The organism is Salinifilum ghardaiensis (genome assembly GCF_054491345.1).
Map to the genome: position 1 here is coordinate 3,929,641 of NZ_CM137101.1, position 18,954 is coordinate 3,948,594.

Annotated in this window: 14 protein-coding genes and 1 riboswitch; of the genes, 1 reads left to right on the forward strand and 13 read right to left on the reverse strand. The window is 73.8% G+C overall.

Annotation, left to right across the window (positions count from 1 at the left end; genetic code table 11):
- Positions 1-48: 48 nt before the first annotated feature.
- The 11 genes from ACVGV0_RS17910 to ACVGV0_RS17960 all read right to left on the reverse strand — a co-directional run bounded on the left by ACVGV0_RS17910 (position 49) and on the right by ACVGV0_RS17960 (position 12,953).
- Positions 49-231, reverse strand: a complete 183-nt coding sequence (locus ACVGV0_RS17910) for a DUF362 domain-containing protein (protein ID WP_459156844.1) — start codon at positions 229-231, stop codon at positions 49-51.
- Positions 224-1,984, reverse strand: coding sequence for a precorrin-3B C(17)-methyltransferase (cobJ, locus tag ACVGV0_RS17915; RefSeq protein WP_459156845.1), 1,761 nt, complete (start codon positions 1,982-1,984; stop codon positions 224-226). The genes ACVGV0_RS17910 and cobJ overlap by 8 nt, the downstream gene beginning before the upstream one ends.
- Positions 1,981-3,234 (reverse strand): precorrin-6y C5,15-methyltransferase (decarboxylating) subunit CbiE, encoded by a 1,254-nt coding sequence (cbiE, locus tag ACVGV0_RS17920; RefSeq protein WP_459156846.1) that lies wholly within the window; start codon positions 3,232-3,234, stop codon positions 1,981-1,983. Before cbiE ends, cobJ begins: the two co-directional genes overlap by 4 nt.
- Positions 3,219-4,412, reverse strand: a complete 1,194-nt coding sequence (locus ACVGV0_RS17925) for a cobalt-precorrin-5B (C(1))-methyltransferase (RefSeq protein WP_459156847.1) — start codon at positions 4,410-4,412, stop codon at positions 3,219-3,221. The genes cbiE and ACVGV0_RS17925 overlap by 16 nt, the downstream gene beginning before the upstream one ends.
- Positions 4,402-5,901: a precorrin-4 C(11)-methyltransferase gene (cobM, locus tag ACVGV0_RS17930; protein ID WP_459156848.1), complete on the reverse strand. Its 1,500-nt coding sequence runs from the start codon at positions 5,899-5,901 to the stop codon at positions 4,402-4,404. Before cobM ends, ACVGV0_RS17925 begins: the two co-directional genes overlap by 11 nt.
- Positions 5,895-6,656, reverse strand: a complete 762-nt coding sequence (gene cobI, locus ACVGV0_RS17935; RefSeq protein WP_459156849.1) for a precorrin-2 C(20)-methyltransferase — start codon at positions 6,654-6,656, stop codon at positions 5,895-5,897. Before cobI ends, cobM begins: the two co-directional genes overlap by 7 nt.
- On the reverse strand, positions 6,653-8,023 hold the full coding sequence (locus ACVGV0_RS17940; protein WP_459156850.1) for a cobyrinate a,c-diamide synthase: 1,371 nt from the start codon (positions 8,021-8,023) through the stop codon (positions 6,653-6,655). The genes cobI and ACVGV0_RS17940 overlap by 4 nt, the downstream gene beginning before the upstream one ends.
- On the reverse strand, positions 8,017-8,631 hold the full coding sequence (gene cobO, locus ACVGV0_RS17945; protein WP_459156851.1) for a cob(I)yrinic acid a,c-diamide adenosyltransferase: 615 nt from the start codon (positions 8,629-8,631) through the stop codon (positions 8,017-8,019). Before cobO ends, ACVGV0_RS17940 begins: the two co-directional genes overlap by 7 nt.
- 333 nt (positions 8,632-8,964) lie before the next feature.
- On the reverse strand, positions 8,965-11,124 hold the full coding sequence (locus ACVGV0_RS17950) for a magnesium chelatase subunit D family protein (protein ID WP_459156852.1): 2,160 nt from the start codon (positions 11,122-11,124) through the stop codon (positions 8,965-8,967).
- 58 nt (positions 11,125-11,182) lie between these two features.
- Positions 11,183-11,319, reverse strand: a riboswitch (cobalamin riboswitch).
- Positions 11,320-11,510: 191 nt separating this feature from the next.
- Positions 11,511-11,966 (reverse strand): GNAT family N-acetyltransferase, encoded by a 456-nt coding sequence (locus ACVGV0_RS17955; protein ID WP_459156853.1) that lies wholly within the window; start codon positions 11,964-11,966, stop codon positions 11,511-11,513.
- Between the two features lie 138 nt (positions 11,967-12,104).
- On the reverse strand, positions 12,105-12,953 hold the full coding sequence (locus ACVGV0_RS17960) for a S1 family peptidase (protein WP_459156854.1): 849 nt from the start codon (positions 12,951-12,953) through the stop codon (positions 12,105-12,107).
- 261 nt (positions 12,954-13,214) lie between these two features.
- Here ACVGV0_RS17960 and ACVGV0_RS17965 point away from each other — a divergent pair, with 261 nt between their 5' ends.
- Positions 13,215-13,844, forward strand: coding sequence for a LysE family translocator (locus ACVGV0_RS17965; protein WP_459156855.1), 630 nt, complete (start codon positions 13,215-13,217; stop codon positions 13,842-13,844).
- Positions 13,845-13,988: 144 nt separating this feature from the next.
- Here ACVGV0_RS17965 and ACVGV0_RS17970 read toward each other — a convergent pair whose 3' ends face one another.
- Positions 13,989-14,837: a S1 family peptidase gene (locus ACVGV0_RS17970; protein WP_459156856.1), complete on the reverse strand. Its 849-nt coding sequence runs from the start codon at positions 14,835-14,837 to the stop codon at positions 13,989-13,991.
- 403 nt (positions 14,838-15,240) lie between these two features.
- The gene (cobN, locus tag ACVGV0_RS17975) at positions 15,241-18,915 is read right to left on the reverse strand and encodes a cobaltochelatase subunit CobN (protein WP_459156857.1); all 3,675 of its coding nucleotides are present in this window, start codon (positions 18,913-18,915) and stop codon (positions 15,241-15,243) included.
- Between the last annotated feature and the right edge of the window lie 39 nt (positions 18,916-18,954).

Below are 18,954 nucleotides of genomic sequence, written 5' to 3' on the forward strand. Positions count from 1 at the left end.
GCGCCCGCTGCCGCTGCGGCGGGCGCGGCACCCTGCCCGGGCAGGAACCTACTCCAGCAGGCGGATGGCATCGGCCGGGCAGATCTCCACGCACTCGCCGCAGGCGGTGCACCGGTCGGCCACCACCCGCGGGCGCCCCGGAGCGGGGCGCAGCGCGTGCTCCGGGCACGTCAGCAGGCACGCGCCGCAGGCGGTGCAGTCGGTGGTGATCACCAGCGGGTCCTCAGGCATCGCTGGTCATCCACCGGTAGCCGCGCGGCGTGACGAAGCGGTCGCTGAGCACGGCCGACTGCGAGGAGCCCACGATCACGGTGGTGAGCATGTCCACCGAACCCGGATCGAACTCGGCGATCGGTGCGCACCAAACGCCCTGGTCGGGCCGGTAGGCCTGCCGCACGGCGCCGACCGGCGTGGTCGCCGGTCGGGACTCGGCGAGGATCTCCAGCGCACGCCCCAGCTGCCAGTCGCGCTGCACCGACCGCGGGTTGTAGAAGCACACCACGAGGTCGCCCTCCGCCGCGGCGCGCACGCGCCGCTCGATGATCTCCCACGGCGTGTGCAGGTCGGACAGGCTGATGAGCACGTGGTCGTGGCCGAGCGGCGCGCCGAGCAGCGCCGAGGCCGCGAGCGCCGCGGTCACCCCCGGAACGCCCACCACCTCGATGTCCGAGGACGCCTTCTCCAGCGCGGGGCTGGCCATGGCGTACACGCCGGCGTCGCCGGAACCGATGAGCGCCACGGCGTTGCCGGTCCGCGCCAGCGTCACGGCTTCCTCGGCCCTGGCCTCCTCCTGGCCGAGGCCGCTGCTGCGGACCTCGGTGCCCGGCCGCAGCAGGTGCCGCACCTGGTCGAGGTACTGGTCCAGCCCGACGACCACGGAGGCGCGGCGCAGTTCCGCCTCCACGCGCGCGGTGCGCAGTTCGGGGGTCCCCGGGCCCAGGCCGACGATCGCCAGCCGCCCCCGGGGGCGGATCCGGGCGGCGGCGGCGGTGACGTCCGCGCCCTTGATCTTGTCCGCGACGAGCTGCACCTCCCCGCCCTCGGCGAGCTCGGCGGCTCCGGTCAGCGCCGCGGCCTCGGAGACGCTGGGCGTGCCGACCTCGGCCCGCACGGTCTCGCTCGGGTTGGGCACGGCGACCTCGGCGAGCTGCTGGGCCGGGTAGGTCAGCAGCGGCAGCTCGTCACCGCCGTCGCTGGAGTGCCAGAAGCCCAGGTCCTGCACCGCCTGCAGGATGCCGGTCTCCTCGGCCTTGAGGTCGACGCTGGCCGCGGCGCGGATCGCGCGCGGGTCGAGGTCGTGCTCGGACTCCAGCCGGGCGAGCGTCTCGACCACCGCGGTGCGGGAGACCCCGCTGGCCGAACCGACACCGACCACGAGCGTCCGCGGCACCAGCCGCAGGACGTTGTCCGTCTCGTCGAAGTCCGGGCGGTGCCGGTCGTCCACCAGAACCGTCCACCGCGGCTCCTCGACGTCGGTGCGGACGTTCTCCGGCAGCGCGGGCAGCGGGAAGCCGTGCGGGTTGACCACCCGCACCGGTTCGCCGTTGAGCACGGCGACCCCGCAACCGGCGAGATCGCCGTCGACGACCGCGTCCAGCGCCTCGACCACCTCGTCCAGCGGGGTGCTGCCGGTGGCGTCGCTGGCCGTGGTCACCACCGGCGTCGCACCGAGCACGTCGCCGACCTGTTCGGCCAGCGCGTTCGCCCCGCCGGAGTGCCCGCCGAGGAGCGCGACGGCGTGGTGCCGCGCCTCGTCGACGCACACCACGCCCGGGTCGGTGTGCTTGTCCCGCAGCAGCGGCGCCACCAGGCGGATCGTGGCCCCGCTGGCGAGGAAGAACACCGCGCCGTCGAGGTGGTCCCACAACCGGCGCACCGCCGCGGAGACCGGGCCGTCCGCGACGACCGCCTCCGGTCCCATCCGGGCGGCGAGCTCGGCCGCGGCACGGCGTCCCGCCGCGGTCACCGCGAACAAACCGATCACGACTGCTCCTTGTCCGTTGTCCGACCCCGGCCGCCGTCCGACCGGGTACCACCACTGCCCCGCGTGCTCCCCGTCAGCAGCACGACGGGGTTGGCCGCCTCCAACCGCGCCGATCCGTCCGGCAGGTCGGCGAGCCTGCTCGCCGCGACCTGGACGCCTTCGACCGCGTAGCCCGCGCTGCGCAGCGCATCGCGCGCCGGGGCGATCCGGTCCAGCGCCGCGAGGGCGACGACCACGCGGTTCGCCCCGACGTTCGCGCACGTGGTGACCACCTCGCTGCCACCGCCGCCCACGAACACCGCGTCCGGCCGGGGCAGCTGCCGCAGCGCCTGCGGCGCCCGCCCCTCCTCCACGCGGACGTCCACCCCGTGCCGGGCGGAGTTGGTGATCATCCGCACCGTCTGCGCCTCGTCCGACTCCACCGCGATGGCGGCCGAGCCCAGCCGCGCGCACTCCACGGCGACCGAGCCGCAGCCCGCTCCGACGTCCCAGACGAGGGTCCCCGGTCGCGGTGCCAGCTTCGACAGCGCGACCGCGCGCACCTCGGACTTGGTGATCATGCCGTCGCGGTGGGAGAAATCCTCCTCCGGCAGGCCCCACCCGTCCGGGGGCAGCGGCTCGCCACCGGCGAACCAGCCCCGTTGCGGCACCGCGTCCTGGTCGGCCAGGCACAGCACGATGTTCGGCTCCTGCCACGTGCGGGCGGCCGCCTCGGCCGGGTCGAGCGTGACCACGTTCTCGAACTCGCCGCCCAGGTCCTCGGCGACGGTCATGGTGCGCCGCCAGCCGGTCAGGCCGGAACCGATCTGCGCAGGCCCCGCACCGGGAGCGGTGAGCACGGCCGTGGCCGGGCGGGCGCGGCAGACGTTGATCGCGCGCTCCAGCTCCCGGCCGTGCGCGCTCACCACGGTCACGTCGTCCCACGGTCGCCCCGCGCGCGCCATCAGCCGCTGCACGCTCGAGGTCGCCGGCAGCACCGAGCAGTGCACGCCGCGCTCCTTCAACGCCCGCAACGCGCCGAAGAACCCGGGATCGCCCGAGGTGAGCACCACGGCCTCCTCGTCGGCGGCCAGGGCCGACAGCGCGTTGAGCGCGGGCTCCAGGGGACCCAGTTCGAGGGTGCGCGCGCTCTCCGGGGCGTGCGACCGCAGGTGCCGCCGCCCTCCGATGACGAGCTTCGCCGAGTCGACGAGCTCCGCGCCGCCCCGGGGAAGCTCCGCTCCGTCGACGCCGATCACTGTGACGGCCACGTCACCCACCTCGCCTCTGTCGCCGCTACCACGTATTCGCCGCTGAAATCCACCATCGCCACGCGCGCCGGCAGCCGCCGACCGCAGTCCGCGGTGAACTGCTCCAATACTGCGGCCACCTGCCCGCACAGCCGTTCCGCACACGCCGAGAGCACGCCGGTGCGCTGCCAGACCTCGTAGGCGCGCCGCGCGGTCGGAGCGGCGCGGACGTGCTCGGCGTCCTCCTCGCTGCCGCCGAACTCGGTGGTGATCCGCGCGAGCAGGTCGGTATCCACTTTGGAACGCGTGTAGTGGGTCATCACGACCCCGGAGGCCAGCTTCGTGAGCTTGCCGATCATGCCGATGAACACGATCTCACCGAGCTCGTTCTCCACGGCGCGGCGCAACGCGGCGCCGGTGAAGTCGCCCACCTCGACGAAGGCCGCTTCGGGCTCGTCGGGCAGCAGCCGCATCGCGGCGCGTTCGGTGCGCCCGCCGGTGGAGAGCACGAGGGTGCTGCCGCGCTGCGCGGCGAGCACCGACACGGCCTGCTCCACGCTGGCGCGCCACGAGGCGGTGGAGAACGGGCGCACGATGCCGGTGGTGCCGAGGATGGAGATGCCGCCGATGATCCCCAGCCGCCGGTTGGTGGTCCTGCGCGCCATCTCCTCACCGCCGGGGACCGCGACGGTCACGTCAGCGCCCTCGTCGCCGAGCCCCTCCCGCACCGCAGCGGTGATCATCCGCCGCGGGACGGGGTTGATCGCGGGCCCGCCGACCTGCAGGCCGAGGCCGGCCTGCGTGACCGTGCCGACGCCTTCGCCGCCGTGCAGCTCGACCGCACCGTCGGTGCGGGGGCGGACGGTCACCGTGATGCGGGCGCCGTGCGTCGCGTCCGGGTCGTCGCCGGCGTCCTTGACGACGACCGCGGTGGCGGGCGGCTCCGCGGCGGCCGAGTCGACCGCGAACCGGCGCCGCTCGCCGTCCGGGAACTCGATGTCCACAGTGGCCGGTGCTGTTCCGGTGCGGTGCAGCTCGGCGGCGGCCCGCGCGGCTGCCGCCGAGCACGCACCCGTGGTGAACCCGGTGCGCAGCGCTTTCGGACGCTCCTTGGCGGTGCGCGGAAGGTCGGGGTCACGCGGCCGGGGCTGCGCATCGGCCCCCTGCTCGTGCGGTCTCCCGCTGTCGCTACTGGTCATCCCGCTTCGCGCTGTTCGCCTCCGAGTTCGCAGCGGAACGGCGCTTGCCGCTCTTGCCGCCCCCCGATTTGGTCGAGCGGCCGCCCTTGCCCGTCCTGGTCGACTTGCCCGGAGCGGAGCTGCCCGAGCCGGCGGTCCGCGCGGTCGAGCCCGCCGCGTCCGCGGCGCCGGAAGCCGACGCCTCCTCGGACCCGGTGGCGCCTCCCCGCTCCGCTCGCACCTCCGGCGCGGCCTCCGCGGCCGTTCCGGAGCCCGCCGCGGTGTCCGCGACCGCCGCGGTGTCCGCGGCGGTGGAACCCCCCTCCTCGGCGCCCACACCGAACAGCTCGGACTGGGCCTCGTCCGCCCGGGCCGCGCGGGGGCGGTTCTGGTTCCCGCGGGCGGCGGAGGACTGCCCGGAGCGCGCCTCCTCCTGCCACTCGCGCACCGCCCACCAGGCGACGTCCGGATCCACCGCGCGGTTCTCCGCGCTCGCCTCGGCGGTGGTCTTCCCCCCCGCGGCGGCCTTCCCCTCCGCGGGGGCGGTTCCGGTCACCGGGGCGGTCTCGGCCGCCGGGGCGGTCGCCTCTTCGGACTCGACCTGCCGGGCGGCGGACTCGACCTGCCGGGCGGCCGGGGCGGATTCCGCGGCAGCGGAGCCCTCCTGCCGCCCGGCCGTCGCCTCCGCACCGCCGCGGGAGCGCTGCTTCCGCTGCTCCCGCAGCTCGCGCCGGGCGTTGCGATCGGCGCGCCGGAAGGTGTGGAAGTGCCCCGCGTGGTAGAGGTGCGAGCGCGTGCCTCCGGCGGTCAACCCCTCGCCGACGAGGTACAGCGTGTGCCGCCAGAGCTTGTGCTCCTTGACCGTGGCCTCCAGCTCACCGATGGTCGTGCGCAGCAGCAGCTCGTCCGGCCAGGTCACCTTGTAGGCGACGAGCACGGGCGTGTCGTCGGAGTAGCCGCCCGCGCGCAGCTCGTCGACGAGCTGCCCGGTCCGCGCCGCGGACAGGAACAGCGCCATCGTCGTGCCGTGCTTGGCGAACTCGCGGACCTTCTCCCCCTCCGGCATGGGCGTCTTGCCGCCCTCGAGGCGCGTCAGCACCAGCGACTGGGCGACCTCCGGCACGGTCAGCTCCCGCCCGACCGCGGCCGCCGCCGCGGAGAACGCGGCCACGCCGGGCACGATCTCCACTTCGACGTTCATCCGCACGCAGGCGTCGTACTGCTCCTGCACCGCCCCCCAGAGGGAGGGATCCCCGGAGTGCACCCGGGCCACCTTGAGCTTCTCCTGCTCGGCGCGCCGGTAGATCTCCAGGGCGTGCTCGTGGGTCATCCGCGAGGAGTCCACCAGTTCCGCGTCGCTGCGGGCGTGGTCCCGCACGCACTCCGGGGTGACCAGGCTCGCCGCCCACACCACGATGTCGGCTTCGGCGATCCGATTGGCTCCGCGCAACGTGATGAGATCCGCCGCGCCTGGCCCGGCGCCGATGAACGAGATCCGGCCACTCACCATTGCTCTCCTCTCCCGCCTCGGGGTGGAAGCACTACCACAGTGGACAGATACGGCGCCGCAGCACCGTCATCCACATCGGACACATTTACCTGGGAAAGCGGGAGAACGCGCGCGTCCGGGGTTCCCACGTGCTCGGCGTAGATCGCGCGGTCCAGCGCGCCGGCCTGTTCGATCGCCGCGCGCAGCTCGCCGAGCCGCCTCCCGCCCTTGTAGGCCACGACCGTACCGCGCCCGCGCAGCGCGTCCCGCAGCGCGGACACGTCGCGCATCACGGGGATCACCGTCAGCGGTTCGGCGCCTTCGGTCAGGGCGACGTCCGCCTGGGCGGCGGTCGCCTGCATCGCGGTGATCCCCGGGACACCGACGACCTCCACGCCGGGCACGAGCTCGCGCACCGCCCCGGCGAGGTAGCTGAACGTGGAGTACACCGAGGGGTCGCCGAGGGTCGCGAACACCGCGGTCCCACCGCGCTCGCGCAGCGCCTCCGCGACCGCGGTCGCCGCCCCGTCCCAGTGCCGGTGCCGCCGCTGCTGCGACCCGTCGACGGGATCGGCCAGCGCGAACACGAGGCGCTGCACCCGTTCGTCCGCGTCCGCCGGATCGAGGTGCGCGCGCACCACCGCTTCGGCACGCCCCTGCTCGCCGGAGTCCAGCACCGGCACGAAGACGGTCCCGGCCGCCTCGATCTCGCGCAGCGCGCCCACCGTCAGCATGTCCGGATCGCCCGGGCCGACGCCGACTCCGACCAGCCTCACCGAGCACACCCCGCGACGAACCGCTCGACCGTCCCCGGCGCCCCGGCCGGGTGCACGTGCAGGTAGGAGGCGTGCACACCCCCGATGACGTAGCCCTCGCGGCGGAGGCGCCCCGCGCCGTCCCGCCACTGCCACGCGGGCGGATCACCACCCGCCGGTTCCAGGACCGTGCGGTGGAACTCGTGCCCGTTCACGTGTGCTCCTTCGTCGACAACACTGGAATCGCAGGCGGCCACGGCGGAGCGGTAGCCCAGCGTGAGGCGCTCGGACATGCGCGCCCGCGCGGGCAGCGCGCCGCACATCGGGTGCCCGTCCAGCTCCTCGCCGAGGTAGAGCAGGCCGCCGCACTCGGCGTGCACCGGCCCGCCGGCGCCCGCGAAGCGCGCGACCTCCTCGCGCAGCGCGGTGTTGGCGGACAGCTGCGCGCGGTGCTCCTCGGGGAACCCCCCGGGCAGCACCAGGCCCGCGGTGCCCTCGGGCAGCGCCTCGGCGTGCAGCGGATCCACCACGCGCACCCGCGCACCCGCCGCCTCGAGCAGTTCCAGGTGCTCCGGGTAGCCGAAGGTGAAGGCCGGCCCCCCGGCCACGGCGATCACGGGAGCACCGGCGTGCGCGGTCACCTCCTCCGCCGGGGTCCAGCGGGAGGAGCGCACCGGAGCGGCGCCGGCCGCGAGCGCGCGCACCGCCTCCAGGTCGACCGAGCGGGCCACGACCTCGCCCATCGCCTCGACCGCCTCGGCCGCCTCGGTTCCGCGTTCGACCGCGGTGACCAGGCCCAGGTGGCGGGACGGGACGCGCAGCGCCTCCTCCCGCGGGATGGCGCCCAGCACCCGCACCCCCGCCGCGTGCGCTGCGTCGGTGAGCACCTGCTCGTGCCGCGCCGAGCCCACGTGGTTGAGGATCACCCCGTCCAGGCGCACGTCCGCGCGGTAGGTGCGGAACCCGTGCAGCAGCGCGGCGAGGCTGTGCCCCTGCCCGCGCGCGTCGACGACCAGCACCACGGGGGCGGCGAGCAGCTCGGCGACCCGCGCGGTGCTGCCCTCCGGGGCGGCGGAGCCACCGGTCGGTGCGATGCGCCCGTCGAACAGCCCCATCACGCCCTCGATGACGGACAGCTCCGCGTCCGCGGAGCCGTGCCGGAACAGCGGGGCGATGCGCTCCTCGCCGACCAGCACGGGGTCGAGGTTGCGCCCCGGCCGCCCGCATGCCAACCGGTGGTACCCGGGGTCGACGTAGTCGGGGCCGATCTTGAACGGCGCGGCCTGCGCACCGCGTTGCCGCAGCGCAGCGAGCAGTCCTGTGGCCACCGTCGTCTTGCCGTGGCCGGACGCGGGAGCGGCAACCACGACGCGTGCGTCGTTCACCACTCGATGCCCTTCTGCCCCTTCTGCCCGGCGTCCATCGGGTGCTTGACCTTGTCGGTGCGCATCACCAGGTCCGCGGCGTCGACGAGCTCCTGCGGCGCGTTGCGGCCGGTGATCACGACGTGCTGGTACCCGGGGCGCGTGCGCAGCGCCTCGACGACGCGCTGCACGTCCACCCAGCCCCAGTGCAGCGGGTAGGTGAACTCGTCGAGGACGTAGACGGTGTGCTGCTGCGCCTGCAGGCGCCGCTCGATCTCCTCCCAGCCCTCGAGCGCGGCGGCGGCGTGGTCCTCGGTCGTGGACTTCTTGCGCGTCCACGACCAGCCTTCGCCCATCTTGTTCCACTCGACGGGACCGCCCTCACCGGTCTCCTCGTGCGCGCGCCCGAGGGCGCGGAAGGCGCTCTCCTCGCCGACGCGCCACTTCGCGGACTTCACGAACTGGAACACGCCGATCGACCAGCCCTGGTTCCAGCCGCGCAGCGCGAGACCGAAGGCGGCCGTGGACTTCCCCTTCATCTCCCCCGTGTGCACCACGACCAGCGGGCGGTTGCGCCGTTGGCGCGTGGTGAGCCCGTCGTCGGGCACTGTCGTTGGCTGTCCCTGTGGCATAGTCCGACCCTAACCAACCTCCCCCTGCGCGCCGATGCGCGCAGGAGAAGGCTCACTTTCTCCGACGAACCGGGCGGTTGGCGGCACCGGTCCGCGCGCCGCCTCCTACCGGGAGCACCGCGGGAGCGGTTGCCGCTCACGCACTTCCGGACTGCATCGGATGCGGAGCGATCGGTTCCGCGTGAAGAAGGCCCCCACGCTCAACCGGCCTGGGGGTCACCGGGAGCGCAGGGGCACTTCGCGGGTCCACCCCTGGGGGTCAGGTGGACGGTGATCACCGTAGCAACCATGCGGCGTTTCCCAAAACACGATAAAAATTCGTGTACGGCGCGCTCATGCGGCGCGCCGAACCGCCCCCGCCGGCTGCTGCGCCGCGCGCACCACGCCGGCCACCGCATCGGCCGAGAGCTCCTCCAGCCGCAGCGCGGAAGCACCGAGCGCAGCGGCCACCTGACCGGCCAGTCCGAGCCGCACCGGCCCCTGCTCGCAGTCCACGACCACACCGGCGACCTCCCGCTCGGCGAGCACGCCGGCCGCGCGCACCGCATCGGCGCTCGCCTGCCGCGCCCGCTGCCGGGATCCGCTCGGGGCGGTCGCCGCGTTCGCCGGGACCGTCGCCTTGCCGTCGGTGAGCAGCACCAGCAACGGGCGGCGCTGCGGATCGCGCACCCGCTCGCTGTCCACCACCCGCTGCGCGCGCAGCAGTCCGTCGGCCAGCGGCGTGCGGCCACCGGTGCGCAGCTGGCGCATCCGCGCCGCAGCAACGTCCACAGAGGACGTCGGTGGCAGCACCACCTCGGCGGACTCCCCGCGGAAGGAGATCACGCCGACCTTGTCCCGGCGCTGGTAGGCGTCCCGCAGCAGTGACAGCACCGCGCCGCTGACCGCGGACATCCGCTCCCGCGCGGCCATCGAGCCGGACGCGTCCACGGCGAACAGCACGAGGTTCCCCTCGCGCCCCTCGCGCACCGTGCGGCGCACGTCCTCGTTGCGCACCACCAGACCGGGGCCGCTGCGCCCCCGCGCGTGCTGGTGCGGAGCAGCAGCGACCACAGTGGACGGAAGGTGGACCCCGTACCCCTCGTGGGACGAGGCGCGCACCCCGCGTCCCGTGCGCGAGCGGGCGCGGCTGCGGCGGCCGGGAGCTCCCTCCCCCGTGCCGGGAACTTCCAGCAGGCGCGCGCGGAACTCGGACCCGGGCGCCGGCGCGCGGCGCTCCTGCGGCGCCGGCGAGGAACCGTCCGAGTCCTCGGACTCCTGCCCCTGCGACTGCGAGGAGGGCGCCGAGGCCTGCTGCTCCTCCGGTTCGGGCGCGCCGCCGCCGGGGCCGTCGTCATCGGGACCACCGTCGTCCGGCCCTTCGTCGTCCGGCCCTCCGTCGCCGTCCGTTCCGCCCGAGTCGTCCCCGTCGCCGTCCGAACCGCCGCCCTGGTCGTCACCGGGCTCGTCCGCGTGCTGCGCGGCGTCGTCGAGCGCCTGCTGCAGCTGGTCGTCGTCCACACCCGGTTCGTCGAACGGATCGCGGCGCCGCCGGTGCGGCAGCACGAGCTTCGCCGCCGTCTCCACGTCGGTGGCGGCCACGGCGTCCGCACCGCGCCAGGCCGCGTGCGCCACCGCGGTGCGCGCCAGCACGAGGTCCGCGCGCATCCCGTCCACCTCGAACGACGCGCACAGCGCAGCGATGCGGCGCAGTTCCGCGTCGGGCAGGACGACCTTGCCCACCTGGTCGCGCGCCCGCGCGATCCGCTCGGCCAGCTCGGCCTCCTCGGCGGCCCACCGCGCGGCGAACCCCTCGGGGTCGTCCTCGAAGGCCAGGCGGCGGCGCATCACCTCGGACCGGGTCCCGACCTCGCGGTCGGCACCGACCTCCACCGCCAGCCCGAACCGGTCGAGCAGCTGCGGCCGGAGCTCGCCCTCCTCCGGGTTCATCGTCCCGACCAGGACGAACGACGCCGCGTGCGAGACGGACACGCCCTCCCGCTCGACGTGCGCGCGCCCCATCCCCGCCGCGTCCAGCAGGACGTCCACGAGGTGGTCGTGCAGCAGGTTGACCTCGTCGACGTAGAGCACGCCCCGGTGCGCCGCGGCCAGCAGGCCGGGCTGGTAGGCGCGGACGCCCTCGGACAGCGCCCGCTCCACGTCCAGCGATCCGAGCAGCCGGTCCTCGGTGGCGCCGACGGGCAGCTCCACCAGGCGCGCCGCGCGGTGCTGCGCCTCCGCGGAGGCGTGCGGACCGTCCGGGCACTGCGCGTCGGGCTGCGCGGGGGAGCAGGCGAACCGGCATTCCGGCACCACGTCCAGCACCGGCAGCAGCGAGGCCAGCGCTCGCACCACCGTCGACTTCGCCGTGCCCTTCTCACCGCGCACCAGCACACCGCCGATGCGGGGGTGCACCGCGTTCAGCAGCAACGCCAACCGCAGGTCGTCGTGCCCGACGACGGCGGAAAACGGGAAGCGCGGACTCACGCGGGAGGCCTGCGGCGAGGCAGTCATACCAAGGTCTTCCTTCCTCCGGTCTCGGACGCCCGGGGTGTCGGGGCGAGGGGCGGCAGTGTCCTGACTCCCGGATCCTCGCGTCCCTCCGGCCTTCCCGGGGCGGCGTCCGTGCGCCGCGGTCCGGTGGCCCGCGCGGGAGGTCCGCTCCCCGGTCACAGTGGCGCCGGCCGTGCCGGATTCGCACCGGCTTCCCTGGCGCCCCCTCGTGGAACCGTTTCCTGCAGGTCCACCAGCATCCTGGCAGAGCGCGATCACGGATCCAACACAGCGGGCCCGATCGGAGAGAAGTCCCACGGAGCCCGCGGGAGCTCACCGGGCCGTTCCGCGCTGCGGCGCTCCACCCGAGCTGCGCAGGAGGTCCGCGACCCGGCCGGGGCCTGGCCTCACTCGGCCAGCCGCATGTCGACGTGCGGGATGCCGTCCTCGTCGTGGACCGGACCGCTCTCGACGAAGCCGAAGGAGCGGTAGAAGCCGGCCTTGTCCACCTGCGCGGACAGCACGGCCGGACTGCGCCTGATCTCGGCGAGCGCGGCGCGCATCAGCTTGCGCGCCAGCCCCATGCCGCGGGCGCCCGCCTCGGTGCACACCCGGCCGATGCGGTACGTGCCGTCGGGCTCCTCCAGCAGCCGGAGGTAGCCGAGGACGACTCCGTCGGCGGAGTCGATCCAGAAGTGCCGGGTGGTCTCCTCGAGATCGCGGTCGTCCAGCTCGCGGTACGGGCAGTTCTGCTCCACGACGAACACGTCGACCCGCAGGCGCAGCATGCGGTAGAAATCGGTCGCGTCCAGATCGGCGGTGTACGCCCGGTGGACAGCAGTCGCGAGCGGCTGAAGTATCACCTGTTCGTGGATACCACAGCAGCGCCCGCCCGGTTCGCCCGACCCCGCCGCACCGTTAGGCACGCCACCCCGCCGGGGGCGCGCCGCTGGGCGCCCCGGCCTGCGCCGGAGCACCGCGCAGGCGGCTCGCAGGCGGGCTCACAGCTGCCCCTCGAGCAGCGGGACGTAGCCCGAGGTGCGGGTGTACACCCCCGGGGTGTCCGGGCGGCCGCACCCGTCGCCGTAGGAGACGACGCCGGCCAGCCGCCCGTTGACCACGTAGGGGCCACCGGAGTCCCCGGCGCAGGAGTCCACGCCGCCCCGGGGAACTCCGGCGCAGAACATCGCGGACCGGTCGTACTCGGAGTAGGTCTCCGCGCACTCCGCGTTCGCCGCCACGGGCACCTCGGCGGAGCGCAGCACGGGTGAGGACGGACCGGACTCGGCGGTGCGGCCCCAGCCGTACACGGTGCCGCGCGTGCCGGGGCGGTACGACTCCGCATCACCCGGCTCGACGAGGTCGATCGTCGGCTGCGGCAGCGGGTCGCGCAGCGTGAGCACCGCGATGTCGTCGCCGTGCTGCACGTCGCGGTAGTCGGGGTGGCGCCACACGTCGGCGACGGTGGCCTCGCTCCCGGCGTCGGTGCGCAGGTCGCTGCGCCCGGCCACCACGTGCAGGTCCTCCGACGGGCGCTCGACGCCGGTGAGCTGGTCGACGGTGCAGTGGGCCGCGGTGACGACCTTGCCGGGGCGCACGAGCGTGCCGCCGCAGAACTGCCGCCCCTCGGCGTCGGTGAGCGCCACCACCCACGGAGCCCGGCTCGTGTCGCTCCGCTCCCCGCCGAGCACCTTCGGCTCGGCGGTGACGGCCTGCGCGGCCGGGGACATCCCGGCCAGAACGGTGACCACACCGCCGAGCACGCCCGCACCGCGCACGAGCCGGCCGCGCCCACCCGCCTCCGCACCGGGGGCGCCGGCGGCGTCTCCGTTCCCGTCGCACCTCGCCACGGGGTGCCTCCTCTCACCGGGTTGCGCCAGCCGATCACCGTAGTGCCCCCGCGCGCTCGCCGGGCGGAGGCACAACTCACATGGTTCCCGGAAAAAATCCCGTTACCATGGATAAAGCGCGGAAATTTTCCTCTCCATGGGCATGTTGAGCACATGGATGTGCGCACTGGGGGCTTTGCATCGAACGGGGCGCACCCGACGCGTCCCGACCCGTGCCGGTAGCCACCGGCAGATCGAACCTGATCGTGTGAGGAGGAGGACGTGTTCGTGGATCTCAGCACGGTGCCCGCGTTCCTGATCGCCAGCCTCGTCGTGATCCTCACCCCGGGCGTGGACACGTTCCTCCTGCTGCGCACCTCGCTGCACCAGGGACGGGGCGCCGGCCTGCGCGCCCTGCTCGGCATCCACAGCGCCAGCGCGGTGCAGATGACCGTGGTGATCTCCGGGCTCGGCGCGCTCATCACGCAGCAGCCGGCGGTGCTGTCCACGTTGAAGTGGATCGGCGCGGCCTACCTGCTCTACCTGGCCGGGAGCATCCTGCGCGGGCTCTGGTTGGCGCGACGGGAGGCCCGCAGCGGGCTGCCCGCGCGGCACGCCGAGACGGCGAAACCGTTCACCCGCGGCTTCCTCAGCAACATCACCAACCCGAAGATGCTGCTGTTCAGCCTGGCCTTCCTGCCGCAGTTCGTCGGCTCCGCCGCCTACCCCGCCGCGCAGCTCGTCGTGCTCGGCGTGCTGTTCCTCGCCCTCGCCGCCGTCTGGGAGCTCGCGATCGTCCTGGGGGCGGGGCACATCGCCGACCGGCTGCGCAACCCCCGGGTCGGTCGAACCCTCGACCTCGTCAGCGCCACCGCTTTCGTCACGATCTCGATCGGCCTGGTGGCGGGCTGAGCACCTGCCGCCAGCGGGGAGGTGCGGCGGCGCGAGGCGGTTCCCGCACCGCCGCGTCCACCCTCCGCCGCGGGTCGGCGGGCCGCGCCGCGCACCCGTCTCCGCGCCCTCCGCGCTGCCGCGCCGCCGGCGAGCGGGTGCGGTTCACGCGTTCAGCTGGGCGACCACGTCCTGCTGGTAGGCGGCCGTGCGGGTGTAGACCCCCGGCGATCCCGGCCGGGCGCACCCGTTGCCCCAGGAGACGATCCCGACCAGCCGGTCACCGGCGACCAGGGGACCTCCGGAGTCGCCCTGGCAGCTGTCCACACCGCCTTCGGGCAGGCCCGCGCACACCATCGCGCTGGCGTCGAAGTCGCCGCCGTAGGCCGCGCCGCACTTCTCGTCGCCGACCAGCGGCACTTCGGCGCTGCGCAGCACGTCGGAGGACTGCCCGCCCTCGCTCGTCGTCCCCCAGCCGTACACCGTGGCGGGCGTGCCGGGCGCGTAGAGCTGCTCGTCCTGCGGTGCGGCGAGGTCCAGCGTCGGCTGCCGCAGCTCACCTGCGAGCGTGAGCACGGCGATGTCGGCCCCCGCCTGCGGGTTCCGATAGGACGGATGTGTCCACACTGATGTGACCTCGGACACTGTTCCCGCGTCCGTGTTCTTGTCCGCACGTCCGGAGACGACCTCGACCGAACCCGCGGACTCCCCCTCCACGCAGTGCGCCGCGGTCACCACCTTGTTCGAGCGCACGAGCGTTCCCCCGCAGAACTGGTTGCCCTGGCCATCACTCAGGTACACCACCCACGGGCTCGCTGCGATCGGGGCGGGTTCGCCGCCCACGATCGGCGGTGCCTGCGCCGCGGCCGAGGAGGCCGCGGCGGCGGGCTGCTCAGGAGCGGCGTGCGCCGTGCCCGCGATCCCGGCCGCAGCGATCGACCCCGACACCACCGCGGCCGCGGACAGCACGGCCGTGACGTGCCTGCTCCTCCGCGGAGTACTGCCTCGCGCCATGACTCCCTCTCCTCCCTGGTGTTACCGCTCCCGGAGCGGACCGTTCGCATCCGCACCGGAGTGTCCCCACTCAGCAGGGTCACAGTGCGAGAGGTTTTCGGCACCCCCGTCCCCCACCACTCGATCCGGTGAAGTTGGCCGGCGGAGAACACTGCGCGTCAGGACACAGTGGACATCCAGATCCACTGGCACACGGCAGAAAACGATCGAACACGGCACGCGCATGCCGTACGTCGCAGAACTCGGACCGGCCTGCTGCCCGACACGTCCCGGCATGTCGGGCAGCAGGCCGTGCTCGAGGACCCGCGTGCTCGAGGACCCGCGTGCTCGAGGGCCCGCGTGCTCGAGAACCCCCGTGCTCGAGGACCCGCGTCCCGGGAAGCGCCGTCTCCCGCCGGATCGGCTACTCCTCGAGCTCGCCTTCGAGCTCGAGGTAGATCGACCGCAGCTCCTCCAGCTTCTCCTGGTCGGGCTCCTCCCAGAGACCGCGGTCGGCGGCCTCCAGCAGCCGCTCGGTCATGCCGCGCAGCGCCCACGGGTTGGCGTCGTTGAGGAACTGCCGGACCTCGTCGTCGAACACGTAGGTCTCGGCGAGCTTGGAGTACATCCAGTCGTCGACCACTTCGGCCGTGGCGTCGAAGCCGAAAAGGTAGTCCACGGTGGCCGCCATCTCGAACGCGCCCTTGTACCCGTGCCGGCGCATGGCGTTGATCCACTTCGGATTGACCACGCGCGCCCGGAAGACGCGCTTGGTCTCCTCGCCGAGGGTGCGGGTCTTCACCGCGTGCGGCACGGCCGAGTCCCCGACGTAGGCCTCGGGGTTCTGCCCGGACAGCGAGCGGACCATGGCGACCATGCCGCCGTGGTACTGGAAGTAGTCGTCGGAGTCGGCGATGTCGTGCTCGCGGGTGTCGACGTTCTTCGCGGCGACCTGGATGCGCTTGAACGCCGTCTCCATCTCGGCGCGGGCCTCCCGCCCGTCGAGGCCCCGCCCGTAGGCGTAGCCGCCCCAGGTGGCGTACACCTCGGCGAGGTCCTCGTCGCTGCGCCAGTTCCGCGCATCGATGAGCGGCAGCAGGCCGGCGCCGTAGGCCCCCGGTTTCGAGCCGAAGATCCGCGAGCTGGCGCGGCGCTCGTCGCCGTGCTCGCCGAGATCGGCGCGGTAGTGCGCGGCCACGTAGTTGTCCGCATCGGACTCGTCGAGTTGCGCGACCGCGCGGATCGCGTCGTCGACGAGGCTGACCACGTGCGGGAACGCGTCCCGGAAGAAGCCGGAAATCCGCATCACGACGTCGATGCGCGGACGGCCGAGCTCCTCCAGCGGGACGATCTCGAACCCGGTGACGCGCCGCGAGGCGTCGTCCCACGCGGGGCGGCAGCCCAGCAGCCACAGGATCTCGGCGATGTCGTCGCCCTGCGTCCGCATGGCCGAGGTCCCCCACACGGTGAGCCCGACCGAGCGGGGGTGGGACCCCTGGTCGGCCACGTGCCGCGCGATCAGCGAATCCGCCAGGGACGAACCGACGTCGAAGGCGTTGCGCGAGGGGATGGCCTTGGGGTCGACCGAGTAGAAGTTCCGCCCCGTCGGCAGCACGGAGACCAGTCCCCGGGTGGGCGAACCGGACGGTCCGGACTGGACGAATCCGCCGTCGAGGGCGTGCACCGCGTTGTCGATCTCGTCGGTGGTGCGCGCCAGCCGCGGCACGAGTTCGGCGCAGGCGAAGTGCGCGACCTTCTCGACCTGCGGCACGCTGCCGCCGAGCACCTCCTGCGCGGTCGCGGCGGCGCGGTCGGCGTCCCAGCCGGTGGTGGCCACGGCTTCCACGATGCGCCGCGCCAGCGACTCCAGCAGATCCACCGCGTCCGCCCCGGAGGCGGCGGGCCCGTCCACGAGGTCGGTCAGCGCGCTCGGCACGGACGCGCGGCTGCCGGGGTCGGCGAGCAGCGCCTGCTCGTCCATGCCGAAGTGCTCGGCCAGCGCCGAGCGCAGCCCCGGGACGGCGCCGACCGCTCCGCCGAAGACCTGCCGGGCGCGCAGCACGGCGAGCGCGTCGTTGACGAGCTCCTCGTCCTGCGGGGCCCTGCCCAGCACGTGCAGCCCGTCGCGGATCTGCACGTCCTTGATCTCGCAGAGGTAGCCGTCGATGTGCATCACGAAGTCGTCGAACGAATCCGCGTCCGGCTGCTCCTGCTGGTGCAGGTCGTGGTGCAGCTCGGCCGAGGTGACCAGCTCCCAGATCTGGTCGCGCAGCGCCGGCTTCTTCTCCGGGTCCATGTCGGACACCAACGCGTACTCGTCGAGCAGCTGCTCCAGCTTCGCGATGTCGCCGTAGGAATCGGCCCGGTCCATCGGCGGGATCATGTGGTCGATGACCGTCGCGTGCCCGCGCCGCTTGGCCTGCGTGCCCTCGCCCGGGTCGTTGACGATGAACGGGTACACCAGCGGCATGTCGCCCAGCACCGGGTCGGGGGCGCAGTCGGCCGACAGCCCGATCCCCTTGCCGGGCAACCACTCCAGCGTGCCGTGCTTGCCCAGGTGCACCACGGCGTCGGCGCCGAACTCCTCCTCCAACCACCGGTAGGCGGCGAAGTACTGGTGCGACGGCGGCAGGTCCGGGTCGTGGTAGATCGCGATGGGGTTCTCGCCGAAGCCGCGCGGCGGCTGGATCAGCAGCACCACGTTGCCGAACCGCAGAGCGGCGACGTAGATCGCGCCTTCCTCGTCGACGTAGAGGCCGCCCGGCGGCGTTCCCCAGTGCTCGACCATGCTGTCGGCCAGCGGCTTGGGCAGCGCGTCGAACCACTCGCGGTAGCGCGTCGCCGGGATCCGGACGGCGGCCTGCGACATCTGCTCCTCGGTGAGCCACTCGACGTCGTGCCCGCCCGCGGCGATGAGCCGGTGGATCAGCGCGTCGCCGTCCAGTCCGGACGTGTCGAGACCACCGAGGTCGTAGCCGGCGGATTCGAGCGCGCGCAGCAGCACCACGGCCGAGGCGGGGGTGTCGAGTCCGACGGCGTTGCCGACGCGGGAGTGCTTGGTGGGGTACGACGACAGCACGACGCCGAGGCGCTTGTCCCCGTTGCGGGTTCCGCGCAGCCGGGACAGGGCCACCGCTGTCCCGGCGACGCGCCGCGCGCGCTCCGGATCCGCGACGTAGACCGGGATCTCGTCCTCACCGGACTCCTTGAAGGAGAACGGGACGCTGATCAGGCGGCCGTCGAACTCGGGGACGGCCACCTGCATGGCGGCGTCCATCGGGGACAGCGCGGCGTCGCTCTCCTCCCACTGCGCACGGCTGCTGGTCAGGCACATCCCCTGCAGCACGGGAATGTCCAGTTCGGCCAGAGCGCCGGCGTCCCACGAGTCCTCGTCGCCGCCCGCGCTGGCGTTGGCGGCCACGGAACCGCCCGCGGCGAGCACCGTGGCGATCAGGGCGTCGCACTCGCCGAGGAGTTCGCGCAGCCCTTCGGCGTCCGCCAGGCCGCGCAGCGACCCGCAGTACACCGGCAGCACGTTGGCACCGGCGGCTTCGACCTCGTCGGCGAGCACGTCCACGAACGCGGTGTTCCCGGCCAGGGCGTGCGCCCGGTAGAACACGACGCCGACTGTGGGGCGGGCGGGGTCGTGCTCCCGGCTGCCGTGCACACCGAACTCGGGGGTCTTCTCCGGCGGCTCGAACGCGGTCCCGGTGAGCAGCACCGTGTCCGAGAGGAACCAGGCCAGGTGCGCGAGGTTGCGCGGACCACCTTCCGCCAAGTAGGACAGGGCTTGGGTGGCCACACCGGAGGGAACGGTGGACAGGGCCATCAGCTCCGCGTCCGGAGTCGCCTCGCCGCCGAGCGCGACGGTCGGGACACCGGTCTCGAGGACCGCGTCCAGCCCGTCCTCCCAGGCGCGCTTGCCGCCGAGCAGCCGCACAACGACGATGTCCACACCGGACACCAGGTCGGGCACTTCCTCAGCAGAGACGCGGGCCGGGTTCGCCACGCGGTAGTCCGCTTCGCAGGCACGTGCGGCGAGCAGGTCGGTGTCGGCGGTGGACAGCAGCAGCACACGTGTACTGGCGGATTCGGTCACGCCTCGTCCTCTCTCTCGGGGTGCGCGCCCCGGGTGGGG

Bases quoted from the DNA above. Each gene is read 5' to 3' on its own strand.
- ACVGV0_RS17910 (WP_459156844.1), bottom strand. From the start codon at position 231: ATGCCTGAGGACCCGCTGGTGATCACCACCGACTGCACCGCCTGCGGC.
- ACVGV0_RS17925 (WP_459156847.1), bottom strand. From the start codon at position 4,412: ATGACCAGTAGCGACAGCGGGAGACCGCACGAGCAGGGGGCCGATGCG.
- cobM (WP_459156848.1), bottom strand. From the start codon at position 5,901: ATGGTGAGTGGCCGGATCTCGTTCATCGGCGCCGGGCCAGGCGCGGCG.
- cobO (WP_459156851.1), bottom strand. From the start codon at position 8,631: ATGCCACAGGGACAGCCAACGACAGTGCCCGACGACGGGCTCACCACG.
- ACVGV0_RS17950 (WP_459156852.1), bottom strand. From the start codon at position 11,124: ATGACTGCCTCGCCGCAGGCCTCCCGCGTGAGTCCGCGCTTCCCGTTT.
- ACVGV0_RS17970 (WP_459156856.1), bottom strand. From the start codon at position 14,837: ATGGCGCGAGGCAGTACTCCGCGGAGGAGCAGGCACGTCACGGCCGTG.